This window comes from Acinetobacter haemolyticus, from assembly GCF_900406815.1.
Lineage (GTDB): Bacteria > Pseudomonadota > Gammaproteobacteria > Pseudomonadales > Moraxellaceae > Acinetobacter > Acinetobacter haemolyticus_A.
Genome location: NZ_OVCN01000013.1, coordinates 51070 through 67683 on the forward strand (window position 1 = coordinate 51070; position 16614 = coordinate 67683).

General features: G+C 39.2%; 15 protein-coding genes. 14 read left to right on the plus strand and 1 reads right to left on the minus strand.

What is annotated here, in order from left to right:
• Window positions 1–222: 222 nt before the first annotated feature.
• The 12 genes from rimO (at window position 223) to lpxA (ending at window position 12593) form a co-directional block, all read left to right on the plus strand.
• Window positions 223–1566, plus strand: a complete 1344-nt coding sequence (rimO, locus tag DK207_RS10550) for a 30S ribosomal protein S12 methylthiotransferase RimO (RefSeq protein WP_109441121.1) — start codon at window positions 223–225, stop codon at window positions 1564–1566.
• Between the two features lie 55 nt (window positions 1567–1621).
• The gene (gene pyrH, locus DK207_RS10555; protein ID WP_004638988.1) at window positions 1622–2350 is read left to right on the plus strand and encodes a UMP kinase; all 729 of its coding nucleotides are present in this window, start codon (window positions 1622–1624) and stop codon (window positions 2348–2350) included.
• 96 nt (window positions 2351–2446) lie between these two features.
• Window positions 2447–3001: a ribosome recycling factor gene (frr, locus tag DK207_RS10560; RefSeq protein WP_109441122.1), complete on the plus strand. Its 555-nt coding sequence runs from the start codon at window positions 2447–2449 to the stop codon at window positions 2999–3001.
• A 4-nt stretch (window positions 3002–3005) separates the two neighbouring features.
• Window positions 3006–3755 (plus strand): polyprenyl diphosphate synthase, encoded by a 750-nt coding sequence (gene uppS, locus DK207_RS10565; protein ID WP_109441123.1) that lies wholly within the window; start codon window positions 3006–3008, stop codon window positions 3753–3755.
• A gap of 2 nt (window positions 3756–3757) precedes the next feature.
• Window positions 3758–4582 carry a phosphatidate cytidylyltransferase gene (locus tag DK207_RS10570; RefSeq protein ID WP_109441124.1) on the plus strand — a complete coding sequence of 275 codons (825 nt, stop codon included), beginning with the start codon at window positions 3758–3760 and terminating at the stop codon, window positions 4580–4582.
• The gene (gene ispC, locus DK207_RS10575; protein WP_109441125.1) at window positions 4583–5779 is read left to right on the plus strand and encodes a 1-deoxy-D-xylulose-5-phosphate reductoisomerase; all 1197 of its coding nucleotides are present in this window, start codon (window positions 4583–4585) and stop codon (window positions 5777–5779) included.
• Window positions 5780–5784: 5 nt separating this feature from the next.
• On the plus strand, window positions 5785–7140 hold the full coding sequence (gene rseP / locus DK207_RS10580; protein WP_109441126.1) for an RIP metalloprotease RseP: 1356 nt from the start codon (window positions 5785–5787) through the stop codon (window positions 7138–7140).
• A gap of 34 nt (window positions 7141–7174) precedes the next feature.
• Window positions 7175–9709, plus strand: a complete 2535-nt coding sequence (gene bamA, locus DK207_RS10585; protein WP_109441127.1) for an outer membrane protein assembly factor BamA — start codon at window positions 7175–7177, stop codon at window positions 9707–9709.
• Between the two features lie 44 nt (window positions 9710–9753).
• On the plus strand, window positions 9754–10242 hold the full coding sequence (locus DK207_RS10590) for an OmpH family outer membrane protein (protein WP_109441128.1): 489 nt from the start codon (window positions 9754–9756) through the stop codon (window positions 10240–10242).
• A gap of 3 nt (window positions 10243–10245) precedes the next feature.
• On the plus strand, window positions 10246–11316 hold the full coding sequence (gene lpxD, locus DK207_RS10595; RefSeq protein WP_109441129.1) for a UDP-3-O-(3-hydroxymyristoyl)glucosamine N-acyltransferase: 1071 nt from the start codon (window positions 10246–10248) through the stop codon (window positions 11314–11316).
• Window positions 11317–11322: 6 nt separating this feature from the next.
• A complete protein-coding gene (gene fabZ, locus DK207_RS10600; RefSeq protein ID WP_109441130.1) occupies window positions 11323–11808 on the plus strand; it encodes a 3-hydroxyacyl-ACP dehydratase FabZ in 486 nt (161 codons plus the stop codon).
• Window positions 11805–12593 (plus strand): acyl-ACP--UDP-N-acetylglucosamine O-acyltransferase, encoded by a 789-nt coding sequence (lpxA, locus tag DK207_RS10605; protein ID WP_109441131.1) that lies wholly within the window; start codon window positions 11805–11807, stop codon window positions 12591–12593. Before fabZ ends, lpxA begins: the two co-directional genes overlap by 4 nt.
• Before the next feature lie 52 nt (window positions 12594–12645).
• On the opposite strand, the gene DK207_RS10610 is transcribed toward lpxA, so the two are convergent.
• A complete protein-coding gene (locus tag DK207_RS10610; protein ID WP_109441132.1) occupies window positions 12646–13578 on the minus strand; it encodes an AraC family transcriptional regulator in 933 nt (310 codons plus the stop codon).
• A gap of 190 nt (window positions 13579–13768) precedes the next feature.
• Between DK207_RS10610 and DK207_RS10615 the strand changes: the two genes are divergently transcribed.
• Both DK207_RS10615 and gorA read left to right on the plus strand, forming a co-directional pair.
• Entirely contained in the window at window positions 13769–15010 is a 1242-nt protein-coding gene (locus DK207_RS10615) for an alkane 1-monooxygenase (protein ID WP_109441133.1), read from the plus strand.
• Between the two features lie 187 nt (window positions 15011–15197).
• Window positions 15198–16550, plus strand: a complete 1353-nt coding sequence (gene gorA, locus DK207_RS10620; protein WP_109441134.1) for a glutathione-disulfide reductase — start codon at window positions 15198–15200, stop codon at window positions 16548–16550.
• Window positions 16551–16614 lie beyond the last annotated feature (64 nt).

The following is a 16614-nucleotide window of genomic DNA, read 5'->3' on the forward strand; positions in this document are numbered from 1 at the left end:
GCTAATTTTCAATAGCTTATTGATGAATACATCCATTTATACGGTATTTTTCACATAGATAGGATGTTTCAATTATTTTATCATGTACCAAAATGGTGCATATAGGGATTTTTATCAAAACTTTGGTTGTATTTTGGTGCATTACACAAAGAGATGGCTTTGCTGCTATGCGTAAGCCAAGAAAAGACATACAATACGCCGATTCAAGTGGAGCGCAGATTCATGAAGACCCCCAAAGTCGGTTTTGTATCTTTAGGTTGTCCTAAGGCATTGGTAGATTCTGAACGAATTTTAACTCAGTTAAAGACTGAAGGTTATCAAGTTGCATCAGATTATGATGGTGCGGACTTGGTTGTGATTAACACCTGTGGTTTTATTGAATCTGCAGTACAAGAGTCTTTAGATGCGATTGGCGAAGCCATGAGCGAAAATGGTCGAGTTATCGTAACAGGCTGTCTTGGCAAAGACGAAGACAAAATCCGCCAAATGCACCCGAATGTTTTAAAAGTAACAGGTGCTGCGGCATATCAAGATGTGATGGAAGCGGTGCATGAGTATGTACCAGCACCCCCAAAACACAATCCATTTATTGATTTAGTTCCTGAGCAGGGTGTACGTCTAACACCGAAGCACTATGCTTATTTAAAAATCTCAGAAGGATGCAACCATCGTTGTACTTTCTGTATCATCCCAAGTATGCGTGGTGACTTGGTTTCTCGCCCCGTAGGTCAAGTGTTGGATGAAGCTGCAGCGCTTAAACGTGCAGGCGTAAAAGAAATCTTGGTGATTTCTCAAGATACTTCTGCTTATGGTGTAGATACTAAATACAAGTTGGATTTTTGGAATGGTCAGCCAGTAAAAACCAAATTCTATGACATGTGTGAAGCACTGGGTCAGCTCGGTATTTGGGTACGATTACATTATGTCTATCCATATCCACATGTGGATGCTGCGATTGACTTGATGGCACAAGGCAAAATTTTACCTTATTTAGATATTCCTTTTCAGCACGCCAGTCCGCGCATCCTAAAATTGATGAAGCGGCCAGCACACAGTGAGAACACATTAGAGCGCCTTAAATTGTGGCGTGAAAAATGCCCTGAATTGGTGATTCGTTCAACATTCGTGGTTGGTTTCCCTGGTGAGACAGAAGAAGACTTCCAAATGCTCTTGGATTGGTTGAAAGAAGCACAACTTGATCGTGTTGGCTGCTTTACATATTCACCAGTTGAGGGTGCTACAGCAAATGATTTACCAGATCATGTTCCAGAAGAAATAAAACAAGAACGTTATGAACGTTTTATGGAAGTTCAGCAAGAAATTTCTGCTGCTAAACTGCAAAAACGTATCGGTCAGCGAATGATCGTATTGGTTGATAGTTTGGAAGAAGAATTTCCTGTTGCAGTCGCGCGCTCGTATGCTGATGCGCCAGAGATTGACGGTAATGTTTTTGTTGAAGATATCGATAAGAGTGTGATTCAAGCAGGTAATTTGCTTGAGGTCGAAATTACAGATGCAGATGAATATGATTTATTTGCTAAGTTAATTGCGATTAAGTCTGCTTAATGTTGAATGAGATATAAAGAATAATTTTTGAGATTGGTCGGTTTGGAGTAACAGTATGTCAACGTCTAAGAATCCACGTTATGCGCGAATTTTGCTAAAGCTTTCAGGTGAAGCTTTAGCTGGAAATAAAGATATGGGTATTGATGCCCAAGTTTTGGATCAAATGTCCCTTTCAATTGCTCACTTAGTGGGTTTAGGTGTGCAGGTCGGTATTGTTGTTGGTGGTGGTAATTTATATCGCGGTAGCCAACTACAAAAAGATGGCTTGGTTGGGCGTGTAACAGGCGATCAAATGGGAATGTTGGCAACCGTTATGAATGGCTTGGCGATGCGTGATGCATTGGTTCGTCGAAATATTAAAACCCGGTTAATGTCGGCTTTGTCGATTGGTACAGTGGTTGAGTCATATTCTAGCCGCGATGCAATTCGTCATTTAAGCCAAGGTGAAGTTTGTGTTTTTGTTGCAGGCACCGGTAATCCATTTTTTACAACAGATACAGCTGCTTGCTTACGTGGTATTGAGATTGAAGCGAATTTGATCTTGAAAGCAACCAAAGTAGATGGTGTATATAATAAAGATCCAAGTAAATACGATGACGCTGTAAAATATGACAATCTGACTTTTGATCAAGTATTGGATGAAAAGCTGGGTGTGATGGATCTTACCGCGATTTGTTTATGCCGTGACCATAATGTGCCATTACAAGTCTTTGATATGAACAAATCTGGTGCATTACTTTCTGTCGTAATGGGCGAAAAAGAAGGAACTCACGTTACTAATTAAGGTTTGTTAATAAACCCTCATGTACGTAAGCCTTAAAGCTCTTTATACTACGCATAATTTTTTTGTAATATCTCATGAATAAGTAAGGAAGATCATATGATTAACGATCTTAAAAAAGACGCAGAAGACCGTATGAATAAGTCGCTTGACTCGTTAGAACATGGTTTTGCCAAGGTTCGTACTGGACGTGCTCACCCATCAATTTTAAATGGTGTGATGGTTCCTTACTATGGTTCTGATGTTCCGCTTAACCAAGTAGCAAACATTGGACTTGAAGATTCGCGTACCTTGCTCGTGCAACCATTTGAACGTTCAATGGTTTCTGCAATTGATAAAGCGATACGCGAAGCAGGTTTGGGATTGAATCCTATTACGGCTGACGCCATTCGTGTACCAATGGCAGCATTGACTGAGGAAACTCGTCGCGATATGCAAAAAGTTGCGCGTACTGAAGCAGAAAATGCAAAAGTGGCGATTCGAAACATTCGTCGCGATGTTTTAGGTGATATTAAGGCATTATTGAAAGAAAAAGAAATTTCTGAAGATGATGATCGTCGTGCATCAGATGAAATCCAAAAGATTACGGATAAGTTTGTTGCTGAGGTTGATAAACGTCTCGCAGCGAAAGAAGCAGAATTGATGAAGGTCTGATTTCATGTCCTCATCAGAAGAGCATCATCCTCCTCAACATGTTGCCATCATTATGGATGGCAACAATCGTTTTGCTAAAAAAAAGCAAATGCAAAAAGGCGATGGGCATCGTGAGGGTAAAAATGTCCTAGATCCTGTCGTTGAACACTGTAAAAGATCTGGTGTTCGTGCTTTAACCGTTTTTGCATTTTCAAGTGAAAATTGGAATCGACCACAATTTGAGGTTGATTTACTCATGCAATTGCTCAAAGAAACGATATATGAGCAACTTCCTCGCATGGAAAAATTCAACATCGCATTACGTTTTATTGGTGATCGTTCTAGATTGTCAGAAGAGTTGCGTGATTTGATGCAAGAAGCGGAACAGAAAACAGCTGCTTTTGATTCCATGACGCTTTCTATTGCAATTAGTTATGGTGGTATGTGGGATATGGCACATGCTGCAAAGTCTATAGCGGAAGATGTGGTTGCAGGAAAAATTCAAACAGATCAGATAAATGTTGATTTATTCGATAAATATGTCAGTCTAAATGATTTACCAGCTGTCGATTTGTTGATTCGTACAGGCGGTGATTATCGTTTGTCTAACTTTTTGCTATGGCAAGCGGCCTATGCAGAGTTGTATTTTACCGATACTTTATGGCCAGAATTTACCATAAAGGAGTTAGATCACGCATTTCGTGTTTTCTCAGGGCGAGAAAGACGTTTTGGTAAAACCTCTGAACAAATTCAACAAGCGAAAATAGAGAATTAATAATGTTTGAGCGGATTATTACCGCATTGGTGTTAGTTGCAGTTGTTTTAAGTTGCATGTTTGCAACGCAATCACATTATCCAATGTTTGTGCTTATGATTTTAGCTGCGGGGGTAGCAGGTTATGAGTGGTTTAAACTCATGCCTCGTGTCCAACCGACTGCCTCAAAACCCAAAGCATGGGTGTATGGTGGTTTTGTTGCCCTAATTTCTACACTTGCATTATTTTATGATGATGTTGCGCTTTTACTTTGGGCTGCGTCTATTCTCACTTGGCTAGGTAGTATTTATTGGGTGAGGAATTATCCCGAATCTGATAATTGGTACAATCCGTCCTTACATCTTATAGGCTTCATCCTAATTTCGGCTGCGGTTACTGCGCTATATGCGGTTTGGCATAGTTCGCCGTGGTGGTTAATGTATTTGTTCCTATTGGTTTGGGGTGCAGATAGCGGTGCTTATTTTGTTGGTCGGAAGTTTGGTCAAAAGAAACTTGCGCCTTCAGTCAGTCCAAATAAATCACTCGAAGGTTTGTATGGTGGTATCGCAACAACTGTCATTATCATGCTGGTTGTTCAATATTTCTATTTAAATCTAACCGCAGTACAGTTGATGCTGTTCTTGATGTTATCCATTATCACTGTATTCGCATCGGTATTAGGTGATTTATTTGAATCTATGATCAAGCGCCGTGCAGGCATTAAAGATTCTGGTCGCGTATTGCCAGGTCATGGTGGTGTGCTTGACCGTATTGATTCTTTGCTTGCAGCTGCACCTATTTTCGCTACAGGAATGTATATTTTAAAACTTATTGGTGTAGATCTTTAAATGACACAAGCTGTATGTATATTGGGTGTTACGGGCTCAATTGGACAAAGTACTTTAAGAGTATTACAACAACACCCAGATCAATACTCAATATTTGCAGTTTCTGCTTATAGTCGTTTAGATGAGCTTTTAGAAATTTGTAAACAATTTCATCCGAAAGTTGTTGTGGTTCCAAATGAAAAAGCATTGGAGTTACAGCAAAAATTCAAGCAAGAAAATTTAAATAATATTGAAATTTTGACCGACGAAGCAGGTCTTGTCACAATAGCTGAGCATTCAGACGTTGATATTGTGATGGCCGCAATCGTTGGTGCTGCTGGGCTTTTACCAACCCTAGCTGCGGTCAAAGCAGGCAAGCGCGTATTACTTGCAAACAAAGAGTCTTTGGTGATGTCTGGTGATATCATGATGCAAGCTGCTAAACAGCATCATGCACTGTTATTACCAGTAGACTCTGAACATAATGCAATTTTTCAATCGCTTCCACACGATTATTTAGATGCGGAAAGAACGGGACAACCTCAGTTAGGCGTGTCTCGTATTCTATTAACAGCATCAGGTGGTCCATTTCTTAACCATTCATTAGAACAATTATCAAAAGTCACGCCTCAACAAGCGTGTAAGCATCCGAATTGGTCGATGGGTCAAAAGATCTCTGTTGATTCTGCTACCTTAATGAATAAAGGGCTAGAATTGATAGAAGCGTGTCATTTGTTTTCAATATCTGAACATTTTGTTACAGTCGTGGTTCACCCACAAAGTATTATTCATTCCATGGTGCAATATGTGGATGGTTCGACTTTGGCACAAATGGGTAATCCAGATATGTGTACACCGATTGCACATGCATTGGCGTGGCCAAAGCGTTTGGCAACAGATGTTCCTGCTTTAGATTTGTTTGATACAGCACAGCTTAACTTTCAGGCACCTGATATCATTAAGTTCCCTGCATTAGATTTAGCACGTCAAGCGATGCGTGCGGGTGGCTTGGCACCAACGATCTTAAATGCTGCTAATGAAATTGCTGTTGCGGCATTTTTACAGCACAGGATTCGATTTACAGCGATTCCTGAAGTTGTTGGACATACTTTACAAGTTGTACAAAATGCTAAAGCAGAAAATATAGACATCATTTTGCATACTGATATGATCGCTAGACAAGTTGCAGAGACGTATATTGTGGATATAGGAGGTTAAATCGTATGAATGCACTCTTTATGATTGTTGCAGCGATTTTATTACTTGGTCCACTTATCGCTATTCATGAGTTTGGTCATTATTGGGTTGCTCGTAAATTAGGCGTTAAAGTCTTGGTTTACTCCATTGGTTTTGGTCCTACTTTATTGAAATGGCAATCAAAAAAATCAGGTATTCAATATCAGCTTTCTGCACTACCTTTGGGTGGGTATGTCAAAATGCTTGACGAGCGTGAGGGAAATGTTGCCGAAAAGGATCTTCCTTATGCGTTTAATCGACAATCACCTTGGAAAAGGATTGCGATTGTTGCTGCTGGACCACTCGTTAACTTGATTTTTGCTGTATTACTGTTCTGGGTTCTCTTTTTACCCGCTCAGGAACAATTGAATACGCGTATTGGCAAGATCATGCCGGATACTGTTGCTGCACAGGTTGATTTACAGGTGGGTGACAAGGTGGTTGCAGTTGATGGCCAATCAACACCAACTTGGGAAAAGTTAAACTTTGCCCTAATTAACCGTATTGGTGAGACTGGACAAGTTTCAGTTATTGTAGAGCGTGAGGGATCTGAAAAACAATTCAATTTGCCGATCCAAAACTTTCTTAAAGATCAAAGCCAATCTCCTTTGGATGCATTGGGATTCTTACCTTATCGACCGATGATTCCAGCAGTGGTAAAAGAGTTGACTGCTGATGGTGCTGCCATACGTCAAGGGATGAAAGAAGGTGATCGAATTGTTGCGATTAATAATGTGGCAATGAATGACTGGTTTGATGTGGTTAATGTGGTACAACACTCGCCTGAAAAATTGCTCAATATTGATGTAATGCGTCAAGGTGAATTGGTTCATTTACAGATGATTCCACGTGGTCAACGTGACAATATGGGTAATGTTACAGGTGTTTTAGGGGTTAAGAGTGATGCTGGCAAAGTCACTATACCAAATGAATATAAGCAAACAATTCAATACACACCTTTAGAAGCTTTAGGTGTTGCTTTTGATAAGACCGTCCAGCTTTCTCAAATGATTTTTAACTCGATCGTTAAAATGATACGAGGATTGATTGGCTTGGATAATTTATCTGGTCCAATCACGATTGCTAAAGTAGCTGGACAAAGTGCCGAAATGGGATGGCAGACTTTTATTTCCTTTATGGCACTTATGAGTGTGAGCCTAGGGATTTTAAACTTATTGCCAATTCCTATGCTTGATGGTGGTCATCTCGTTTATTACTTTATCGAGATTATCCGTGGAAAACCTGTTTCTGAACAAATACAGATATTGGGTCTAAAAGTTGGTATGTTACTGCTCGGTAGCATGATGCTTTTGGCTTTATTTAACGACTTCATGCGTTTATAAAAACGCAAATGGAATTTAACTTACTGGAAAATATATGGGCATGCGTCACACAAATTTATTAATGCCTTTGGCACTGGTTAGTGCGATGGCAGTGGTACAACAAGCATACGCAGCAGATGAGTTTCTTGCACGAGATATACGAATTGATGGGCTAGTGCGTTTAACACCTGCAAGTATCTATTCGATGTTACCAATAAATAGTGGTGATCGTGTAAATGACCCAATGATCGCGGAAGCAATTCGTAGCTTATATGCTTCGGGTTTGTTCGATGATATCAAAGCATATAAGCAAAATGATGTTTTGGTCTTCAACGTTGTCGAGCGACCAGTTATTTCTAAACTTGAATTTAAAGGCAACAAACTTATTCCGAAAGAAGCTTTGGAACAAGGTTTAAAGAAAATGGGTATTGCTGAAGGTGAGGTGTTCAAAAAATCTGCGTTACAGATTATTGAAACCGAACTAGAACAACAATATACCCAACAAGGGCGTTATGATGCAGATGTGACGGTTGAAACCGTAGCACGTCCAAATAACCGTGTTGAATTGATGTTAAATTTCAACGAAGGTACTGCAGCAAAAGTTTTCGATATCAATATTATCGGCAATACAGTATTTAGTGATAGTGATATCAAGCAAGCCTTTGCGGTAAAAGAAAGTGGTTGGGCTTCTATTGTTACCCGTAATGACCGTTACGCTCGTGAGAAAATGGCAGCGAGTTTAGAGGCATTACGTGCTTTGTATTTAAATAAAGGTTATATCAACTTTAATATTATTAACTCTCAGCTTAATATTAGTGAAGATAAAAAGAATATCTTTATTGAAGTTTCAGTAGATGAAGGCAGTCAATTTAAGTTTGGTGAAACCAAGTTCTTGGGTGATGCGCTTTATAAGCCAGAAGAGTTAAATGCTTTAAAGCTTTATAAAGATGGTGAAACTTATTCGCAAGAACGTGTGAATGCGGTCAAGCAATTATTATTACGTAAGTATGGTAATGCAGGTTATTACTATGCTGAGGTGAATGTTGTTCCAGATATTAATAATGAAACAGGTATTGTTAACCTAAATTATTATGTGAATCCTGGACAGCAAGTTACAGTTCGTCGTGTTAATTTTTCAGGAAACAATAAAACTGCTGATGAAGTCTTGCGTCGTGAAATGCGTCAGATGGAAGGTGCTTTAGCAAGTAATGAAAAAATTGACTTGTCTAAAATTCGTCTAGAACGTACTGGTTTCTTTAAAACTGTAGATGTGAAGCCTGTTCGTGTTCCGAACTCACCAGACCAGGTAGATTTGAACGTTGCCGTAGAAGAGCAACACTCAGGTACAACTACACTTGCTGTGGGTTATTCACAGAATGGCGGTGTGACGTTCCAAGCTGGTTTAAGCCAAACTAATTTTATGGGAACAGGTAATCGTGTTGCGATAGATCTTTCTCGTTCAGAGACACAAGATTACTACAACTTAAGTGTGACTGATCCATACTTCACCATTGATGGTGTAAGTCGTGGTTATAATGTTTATTATCGTAAAACGAAGCTTAATGAGGACTATAACGTTAACAACTACGTAACTGACAGTATTGGTGGTAGTTTAAGTTTCGGTTATCCAATTGATGAAAACCAGAGTTTAAGTGCTTCACTCGGTATTGATCAAACTAAAGTCAGAACTGGCCCAAGTGTATCGACTTATATTCGTGATTATTTACTTGCAAATGGTGGTAAGGCAACTGGTAGCGGTACATATTGTCCAGAGGATGAATTAGAAAAAGATCCTGATACTGGTGCTTATACGGGCAAATGTAATGAAGGGAAAGAAGAAAAATATTTCAATGCTTTTGAAGGCGAATTCCTGACTTATATGCTTAATTTAGGTTGGTCATATAATACGCTCAATCGCCCAGTATTCCCGACTTCGGGTATGTCGCATCGTGTTGGACTTGAGGTCGGTCTTCCTGGTAGTGATGTAGATTATCAAAAACTAACCTATGATGCTCAAGCATTTAAATCACTCGGCGCCGGCTTTGTTCTCCGTGGCTACGGAAAGTTAGGTTATGGTAATGATTTACCATTCTATAAAAACTTCTATGCTGGTGGTTATGGTTCTGTTCGTGGTTATGACAACAGCTCTTTAGGACCAAAATACCCAAGTGTGATTTTCCAAGAAACGGGTAGAAATGATCCAGATCCAGAGGAAATTGGTGGTAATGCACTGGTGCAGTTTGGTACTGAGTTAGCATTGCCTGTTCCGTTCAAAGGTGATTGGGCACGCCAAGTGCGTCCAGTCATATTTGCTGAAGGTGCGCAAGTTTTCGATACCAAATGTGATATTTCAAATAGCGCATATGGTGAGAAAGGTATGACCATTAATGGGCAAAAAATTACCGATGTTAAACAATACTGTAAAGATAATTACGGTTTAGATTTTGGTAATCTACGTTATAGCGTTGGCGTGGGTTTTACCTGGATCACCATGATTGGACCTTTATCACTGAGCTATGCTTACCCGCTTAATGACAAGAAGGGTGATGATACTAAATCAATCCAATTCGAAATTGGTCGTACTTTCTAAGTACGACCTCGGTTAAATTTGTAAAAGATATAAAGGACGGATTCATGAAAACATTAACAGCACTCGTATTCGGTTTGGGTTTAACCGTATCAGCATTTAGCAATGCTGCAGGTATAGCAGTGGTAGATTTGGCGAAAGTTGTTGAAAGCAGTACTTATCTCAAACAGCAAAATGCTAGCTTAGGTCAGTCAGTAAAACCGACATCGACGAAATTAGAGCAGTTAGGTAAAGAAATAGAGAGTTTACAGCAACGTGCACAATCGGCAAATCAAGCGGATCTACAAAAACTTTCAGCTCAGTACCAAGCCAAAGTGAATGAATTCAATACGACACAACAAAGCTTGCAGACTAAAGTTCAGTCAACTTTGCAAACGATGAATACCACTTTTGAGAATCGTGTGAAGCAAGCTGCTGAACAATTGCGTAAAGAGAACAATTTAGATTTTATTTTGAATAAAAATTCTACCATTGCCTCTGACGCTAAGTATGATTTAACTGATAAAATGATTCAAAAGGTCAATGCAATGAAATAATCAATGAATAGACGTAGTTACCGTTTAGAAGAAATTGCTCACCTTGTACAAGGTGAGTTTTTTGGTGAAAAAGACTTCGAAATTTTAAATTTAGCAAGCTTAGAACAAGCACAAAGTCAGCACATAAGTTTTGTAAATGGTGATAAGTATCTAGCACAGGCTGAGTCAAGTCTTGCAGGTGCTTATATCGTCACACCGACATTAAAAGCGCAATTGAAAAATAAGAAGAACTTTATTGTTGTTGCTAATCCTTATTTAGCTTTCGCGATGTTGACCCATGTTTTTGCAAAAAAGATAACTCAACGTGGAATTGAAAGCACAGCCCAGATCCATCCTTCTGCGATCATAGCCGATGATGCCTATATTGGACATTATGCTGTAATTGGCGAAAACTGTGTCGTGGGTGCAAACACGATTATTCAAGCTCACGTTTTTTTAGATGATAATGTTGAAGTGGGTAAAGATGGTTTCATTGATACTCACGTGACTGTCACTGGAGAGGCAAAACTTGGTGATCGTGTACGTATTCATGCGAATACAGTGATTGGTTCTGAAGGTTTTGGTTTTGCACCTTATCAAGGAAAATGGCATCGAATTGCCCAGCTGGGTTCTGTTCGTATCGGAAATGATGTTCGTATCGGTTCAAATTGCAGTATTGATCGGGGTGCTTTAGACGACACAGTCTTAGAAAATGGTGTCATTATTGATAACCTTGTGCAAATCGCTCACAATGTTCATATCGGTGAAAATACAGCGATTGCAGCGAATTGTGGTATTGCAGGAAGTGCGAAGATTGGCAAAAACTGCATACTCGGCGGGGCGAGTGGGGTCGTTGGACACCTAGAAATCACTGATAATGTGACTCTTACCGCAATGTCAATGGTCACAAAAAATATTTATGAAGCTGGAACTTATTCTTCAGGAATGGGACTTTTTGAAAATAATCATTGGAAAAAGACGATTGTGCGTTTAAGACAATTAGCAGATGTGCCATTGACCCAAATAATGAAAAGACTGGATCATATGCAAGCTCAATTAGAGTCCCATGAATCAACCTTAAAGTTACGTAAATAATTTATTATGACCGAGTCTACATTACCAGCATTTACAATGCCTGAATTACCAATGGATATTCTCACCATTCGTGAATATTTACCGCATCGTTATCCTTTTTTATTGGTTGACAGAGTAACAGACGTTACAGAGAACAGTATCGTTGGTTATAAAAACGTGACGATCAATGAGGAGTTTTTCCAAGGGCACTTCCCAGCTTACCCAATTATGCCTGGTGTTTTAATCATTGAAGCATTGGCACAAGTCTCTGGTATCTTGGGTTTTGTACTCACTAATCAGAAGCCAAAAGCAGGTTCATTATTTTTATTTGCCGGCGCAGAAAAAATAAGATTTAAGAAACAGGTTGTTGCAGGTGACCAGCTTGTCTTAAAATCTGAACTTGTTATGCAAAAACGTGGCATTTACAAGTACAATTGTACTGCTAGTGTTGATGGCATTATTGCGGCAACAGCTGAGATTATTATTTCCCACCAGAAAATTGAGCAGGCATGAGTAGTCAAAATTTAATACATCCTACAGCAATTATTGATCCGTCTGCAGAAATCGCATCAGATGTGCAGATTGGACCTTATTGTATTGTAGGTCCAAATGTAAGTATTGACACAGGTACAAAATTACACTCACATGTAGTGATTGGTGGTTTTACACGGATTGGTAAAAATAACGATATTTTTCAATTCGCAAGTGTTGGGGAAATCTGCCAGGATTTGAAGTATAAAGGCGAAGAGACTTGGTTAGAGATTGGGGATCACAACACGATTCGTGAGCATTGTACCTTGCACCGTGGTACTGTTCAGGATCAAGGTCTTACCAAAATTGGCAGCCATAACCTTTGTATGGTCAATACGCATATTGCGCATGATTGTATCATTGGTGATCACAACATTTTTGCCAACAACGTGGGTATTGCTGGACATGTACATGTGGGCAATCATGTGATTGTTGGTGGGAATGCTGGCGTCCATCAATTTTGCCGAATCGATTCATATAGTATGATCGGTGGTGCTGCATTGATCCTTAAAGATGTACCAGCCTATGTATTAGCCTCTGGCAATCCAGCCCATGCGCATGGTTTAAACATTGAGGGTATGCGACGCAAAGGGTGGTCGAGAGAAACGATTCAAGGTTTAAGAACAGCGTATAAACTGATTTATAAATCAGGTTTGACGACTGAACAAGCGATTGAACAAATCCGTAATGAGATTCTAGGCTCAGTTTCAGAAGCGCAGTTGTTGATTGACTCATTAGAACAATCAACACGTGGCATCGTACGATAATTTATTTGGTCATTTAAAAAGACACTTCGGTGTCTTTTTTTATTTGTACAATTTAAGGTTCAACTTCAACATATTGCTGTCGATATTGCTTAGGTGATAATTCAAAAGTTCGTTTAAATGCTTGGCTGAAAGCTGTTTCAGATGAATAGCCCACTTTATTGGCGATGACTTGTATAGAGTAGTTGCTTTTACGTAAAAATTGGCTTGCTAGGCGCATACGATGCTGTTGTAAATAAGCGAGAGGAGACTCACCAATGACTTCATGGAATAAACTCGCAAACTTCGAGCGTGACATACAGCACTGCTCTGCAAGGGATTCGACAGTCCAAGCGTCTTCCGGATGATTGTGAATCGCTGCAAGACTATTACTAAGCTCAGGGTGATTTAATGCACTAAGCCAGCCATGTTGACTCGAAATTTGTTGAATATGGTCGCGGATACATTTGATCAGCAAAATATTAACCAGATGATCGATAATAATATCTCGACCTGCTTGAATATTTTGAGTCTCTAATGCCAGAAAATGTAATCCAATTTGCAACCATTCAGGCGCTGTATTATCACCGTGTTGAATATGAATGAGTGAGGGTAGAGCTTGAATAAATGGACGAGCCATAATCGTATCAATTTGACATCGGATGGTAAGTATCAGATTTTTTTCAGATGACTCTGTACCAAACTCAACTGCTTCTTCACGATGACCGTCAAACAATTTTGAGATATCAACTGCATCAATAAGCTTGGTGATGGCATTATCTGCGCCTGTATGTGCCTGTCCCGATGGTATTAAGACAATTTCACCTGCATGTGCGACGAGATGATTCTGCGCATCAATTTGAATATATACTGAACCGACTAAAACTATATGTACGATCAAAGCAGCTTGATCTTGGCAAATGAATCCCCATTCTCCTTGTGTTTTCAAATAGATATATTCAGTGTGATTTAAATGAATATCTGCAAAAATTTTACTTAAGGCGTCCATATGCGTTTTATTTAATGTATGTGATTTAAATTATAGAGAGCTATTGTAATAACTCAATATGTGTTTTTAGGACAAAAACAGGGGGGATTACGCCAAAGACTTATACATAGGTTTTTTGGACGCTTGCAACTGTCATCGCCTTCATAATTCTTCAAAATATACATATATATACGAAGACATGGATACGACGATGAATGCGCCAGTAAATGTTAGTCAAGAACTTACGCCAGTAAGCATTCCAAAATCAAAATTTGAATTGGATCGTAAACGTTATTTATGGGCCATCAGCCCAGCTTTGCCTGTAATTGGAATTGGAATTTTAGCAGGTTATCAATTTGCACCACGTCCTTTGAAAAAAATCTTTGCTTTGGGTGGTCCTATCTTACTTCATATTGTAATTCCTGCAATTGATACGATTGTAGGAAAAGATGCAAACAATCCAACAGCTGAAGAAGTGAAGTTACTTGAGCAAGATCCTTATTATTCTCGCTTAGTAAAAAGCTTTATTCCATTACAATATGCAGCGAACTTATATGCATGTTATTTAACAAGCCGAAAAGAAACCTCTTTTCTTGATAAAATTTTGCTTGGTGTTTCAATGGGTGCGATCAATGGTATCGCCATTAATACGGCACACGAGTTGAGTCATAAACATGATCGTATTGATCATATTCTTTCTCACTTAGCATTGGTACCTACAGGTTATAACCATTTCCGTGTTGAACATCCATACGGTCATCATAAGCGTGCCGCAACTCCTGAAGATCCAGCGTCTTCACAAATGGGAGAGACTTTTTACGAATTTTGGCCACGTACAGTGATTGGTTCTTTAAAATCTGCAATTGAGATTGAAACGAATCGTTTAAAACGTAAAGGCAAAGAGTTCTGGTCTACAGAGAATGAGTTGCTACAAGGTTGGGGCATGAGTGCTGCATTTCATGGTTCAATGGTTGGTTTATTTGGAAAAGGTGTAATTCCATATTTAGCAACTCAAGCATTTTATGGCATTAGTTTATTTGAAATTATTAACTATATTGAACACTATGGTTTAAAACGTCAAAAAGATGCAAACGGCAAGTATCAACGTACAATGCCAGAGCATAGCTGGAACAACAATAATATCGTAACGAACTTATTCTTGTACCAATTGCAACGTCACTCGGATCATCATGCTTATCCAACTCGTCCATTCCAAGCTTTACGTCATTTTGATGAGGCACCAGAGTTGCCAAGTGGTTATGCAAGTATGCTTCTACCAGCATTGATTCCACCTCTATGGTTTAAAATGATGGATAAACGTGTTGTTGATCACTACAAAGGTGATTTAAACAAAGCGAACATTTATCCAAAACGTCGTGCAAAACTTTTTAAGAAGTTTGGCGGGGTAGATCAATCACTAGCACCAGCTACTACTGAAACCACTGCAGACTAATATAAAATTTGAGGTTTGCTGATATTTCACAGACCCTGATAACGTTCTAGGCACTGTTCAGAGATGAACAGTGCTTTTTTCTTGTATTAAAAAAATTAAAAAACAACGGTTTTTGCAAGGACTTATTGTATATCTATATATCACCTAGAATGAAAAAAGCACATACAATCGATTTTATGAGGCGACGATGACAAAACATTATGATTATATAGCGATTGGCGCTGGTAGTGGGGGCATAGCATCCATCAATCGTGCAGCAATGTATGGAAAGAAATGTGCCTTGATTGAAAAAAGTGAAATTGGGGGGACATGTGTAAACGTCGGATGTGTACCTAAAAAAGTGATGTGGTACGCTGCACATGTTGCGGAGACCATACAAAAATATGCGCCAGATTATGGATTTAATCTGCGGGTCGAATCATTTGAATGGCAGACTTTGATCAAGAACCGACAGGCCTATATTGACCGCATTCACCAATCTTATCAAAATAGCCTAAGCAAGAATAACGTTGATCTTATTAACGGTGAAGCCCATTTTATTGATAATCATACAATTGAGGTGAATGGTGATCGGCTCACTGCGGACTATATATTAATTGCTACTGGGACACAACCATCGTTGCCAGATATTGAAGGCGTTGAATATGGAATTGATTCAAATGGTTTCTTTGAATTATCCGCTTTACCTAAACGGGTCGCAGTAATAGGTTCTGGCTATATCGCGGTTGAACTTGTAGGTGTGTTGAATGCCTTAGGTGCAGAGGTTGGGCTGTTTTTACGTCGGAGTTTACCCGTACGTCGTTTTGAGTCATTTATCAGTGAAACACTTATGGCAGTAATGCAAACGGATGGTATTACTGTACATACTCAAGCCGTTCCGAAAAAAGTCACAAAAAATTTAGATGATTCAATAACACTACATCTAGAAAATGAAAAAAAATATACGGTTGATTGCCTGATCTGGGCAACGGGGCGAGAACCTAACACTACAAGTTTAGCTTTAGAAAAAGCTAATATTGAGCTTGATGAAAGAGGCTATATCAAAGTCGACAAATTTCAGAATACGTCACAAAAGGGAGTTTATGCTGTAGGGGATATTACAGGAAAAATGGAACTCACACCTGTTGCAGTGGCGGCAGGACGTCGATTATCAGAACGGCTTTTTAATGATAAACCTGAGGAACATTTAAATTATGAAAATATTCCTACTGTGGTCTTTAGTCATCCACCCATAGGCACTGTTGGAATCACTGAAGATGAAGCGGTAGAGCAATATGGTAAGGACGCTGTGAAGGTATATAACACTTCATTCACTGCCATGTTTAGTGCGATTACCCAACATCGTCAACCCACGAAGATGAAACTTGTTTGCGTGGGTAAAGATGAGAAAATTGTGGGGATTCATGGCATTGGTTTTGGGATGGATGAAATTTTGCAAGGTTTTGCTGTTGCTTTAAAAATGGGAGCGACCAAGAAAGATTTCGATAATACAGTTGCGATTCACCCGACTTCTGCTGAAGAGTTTGTGACCATGAGATAAGCAAGAAACAGTTTAATTTACGGTACATCGTAAATTAAACTGAATTCCAGTGTGGAAATATTTC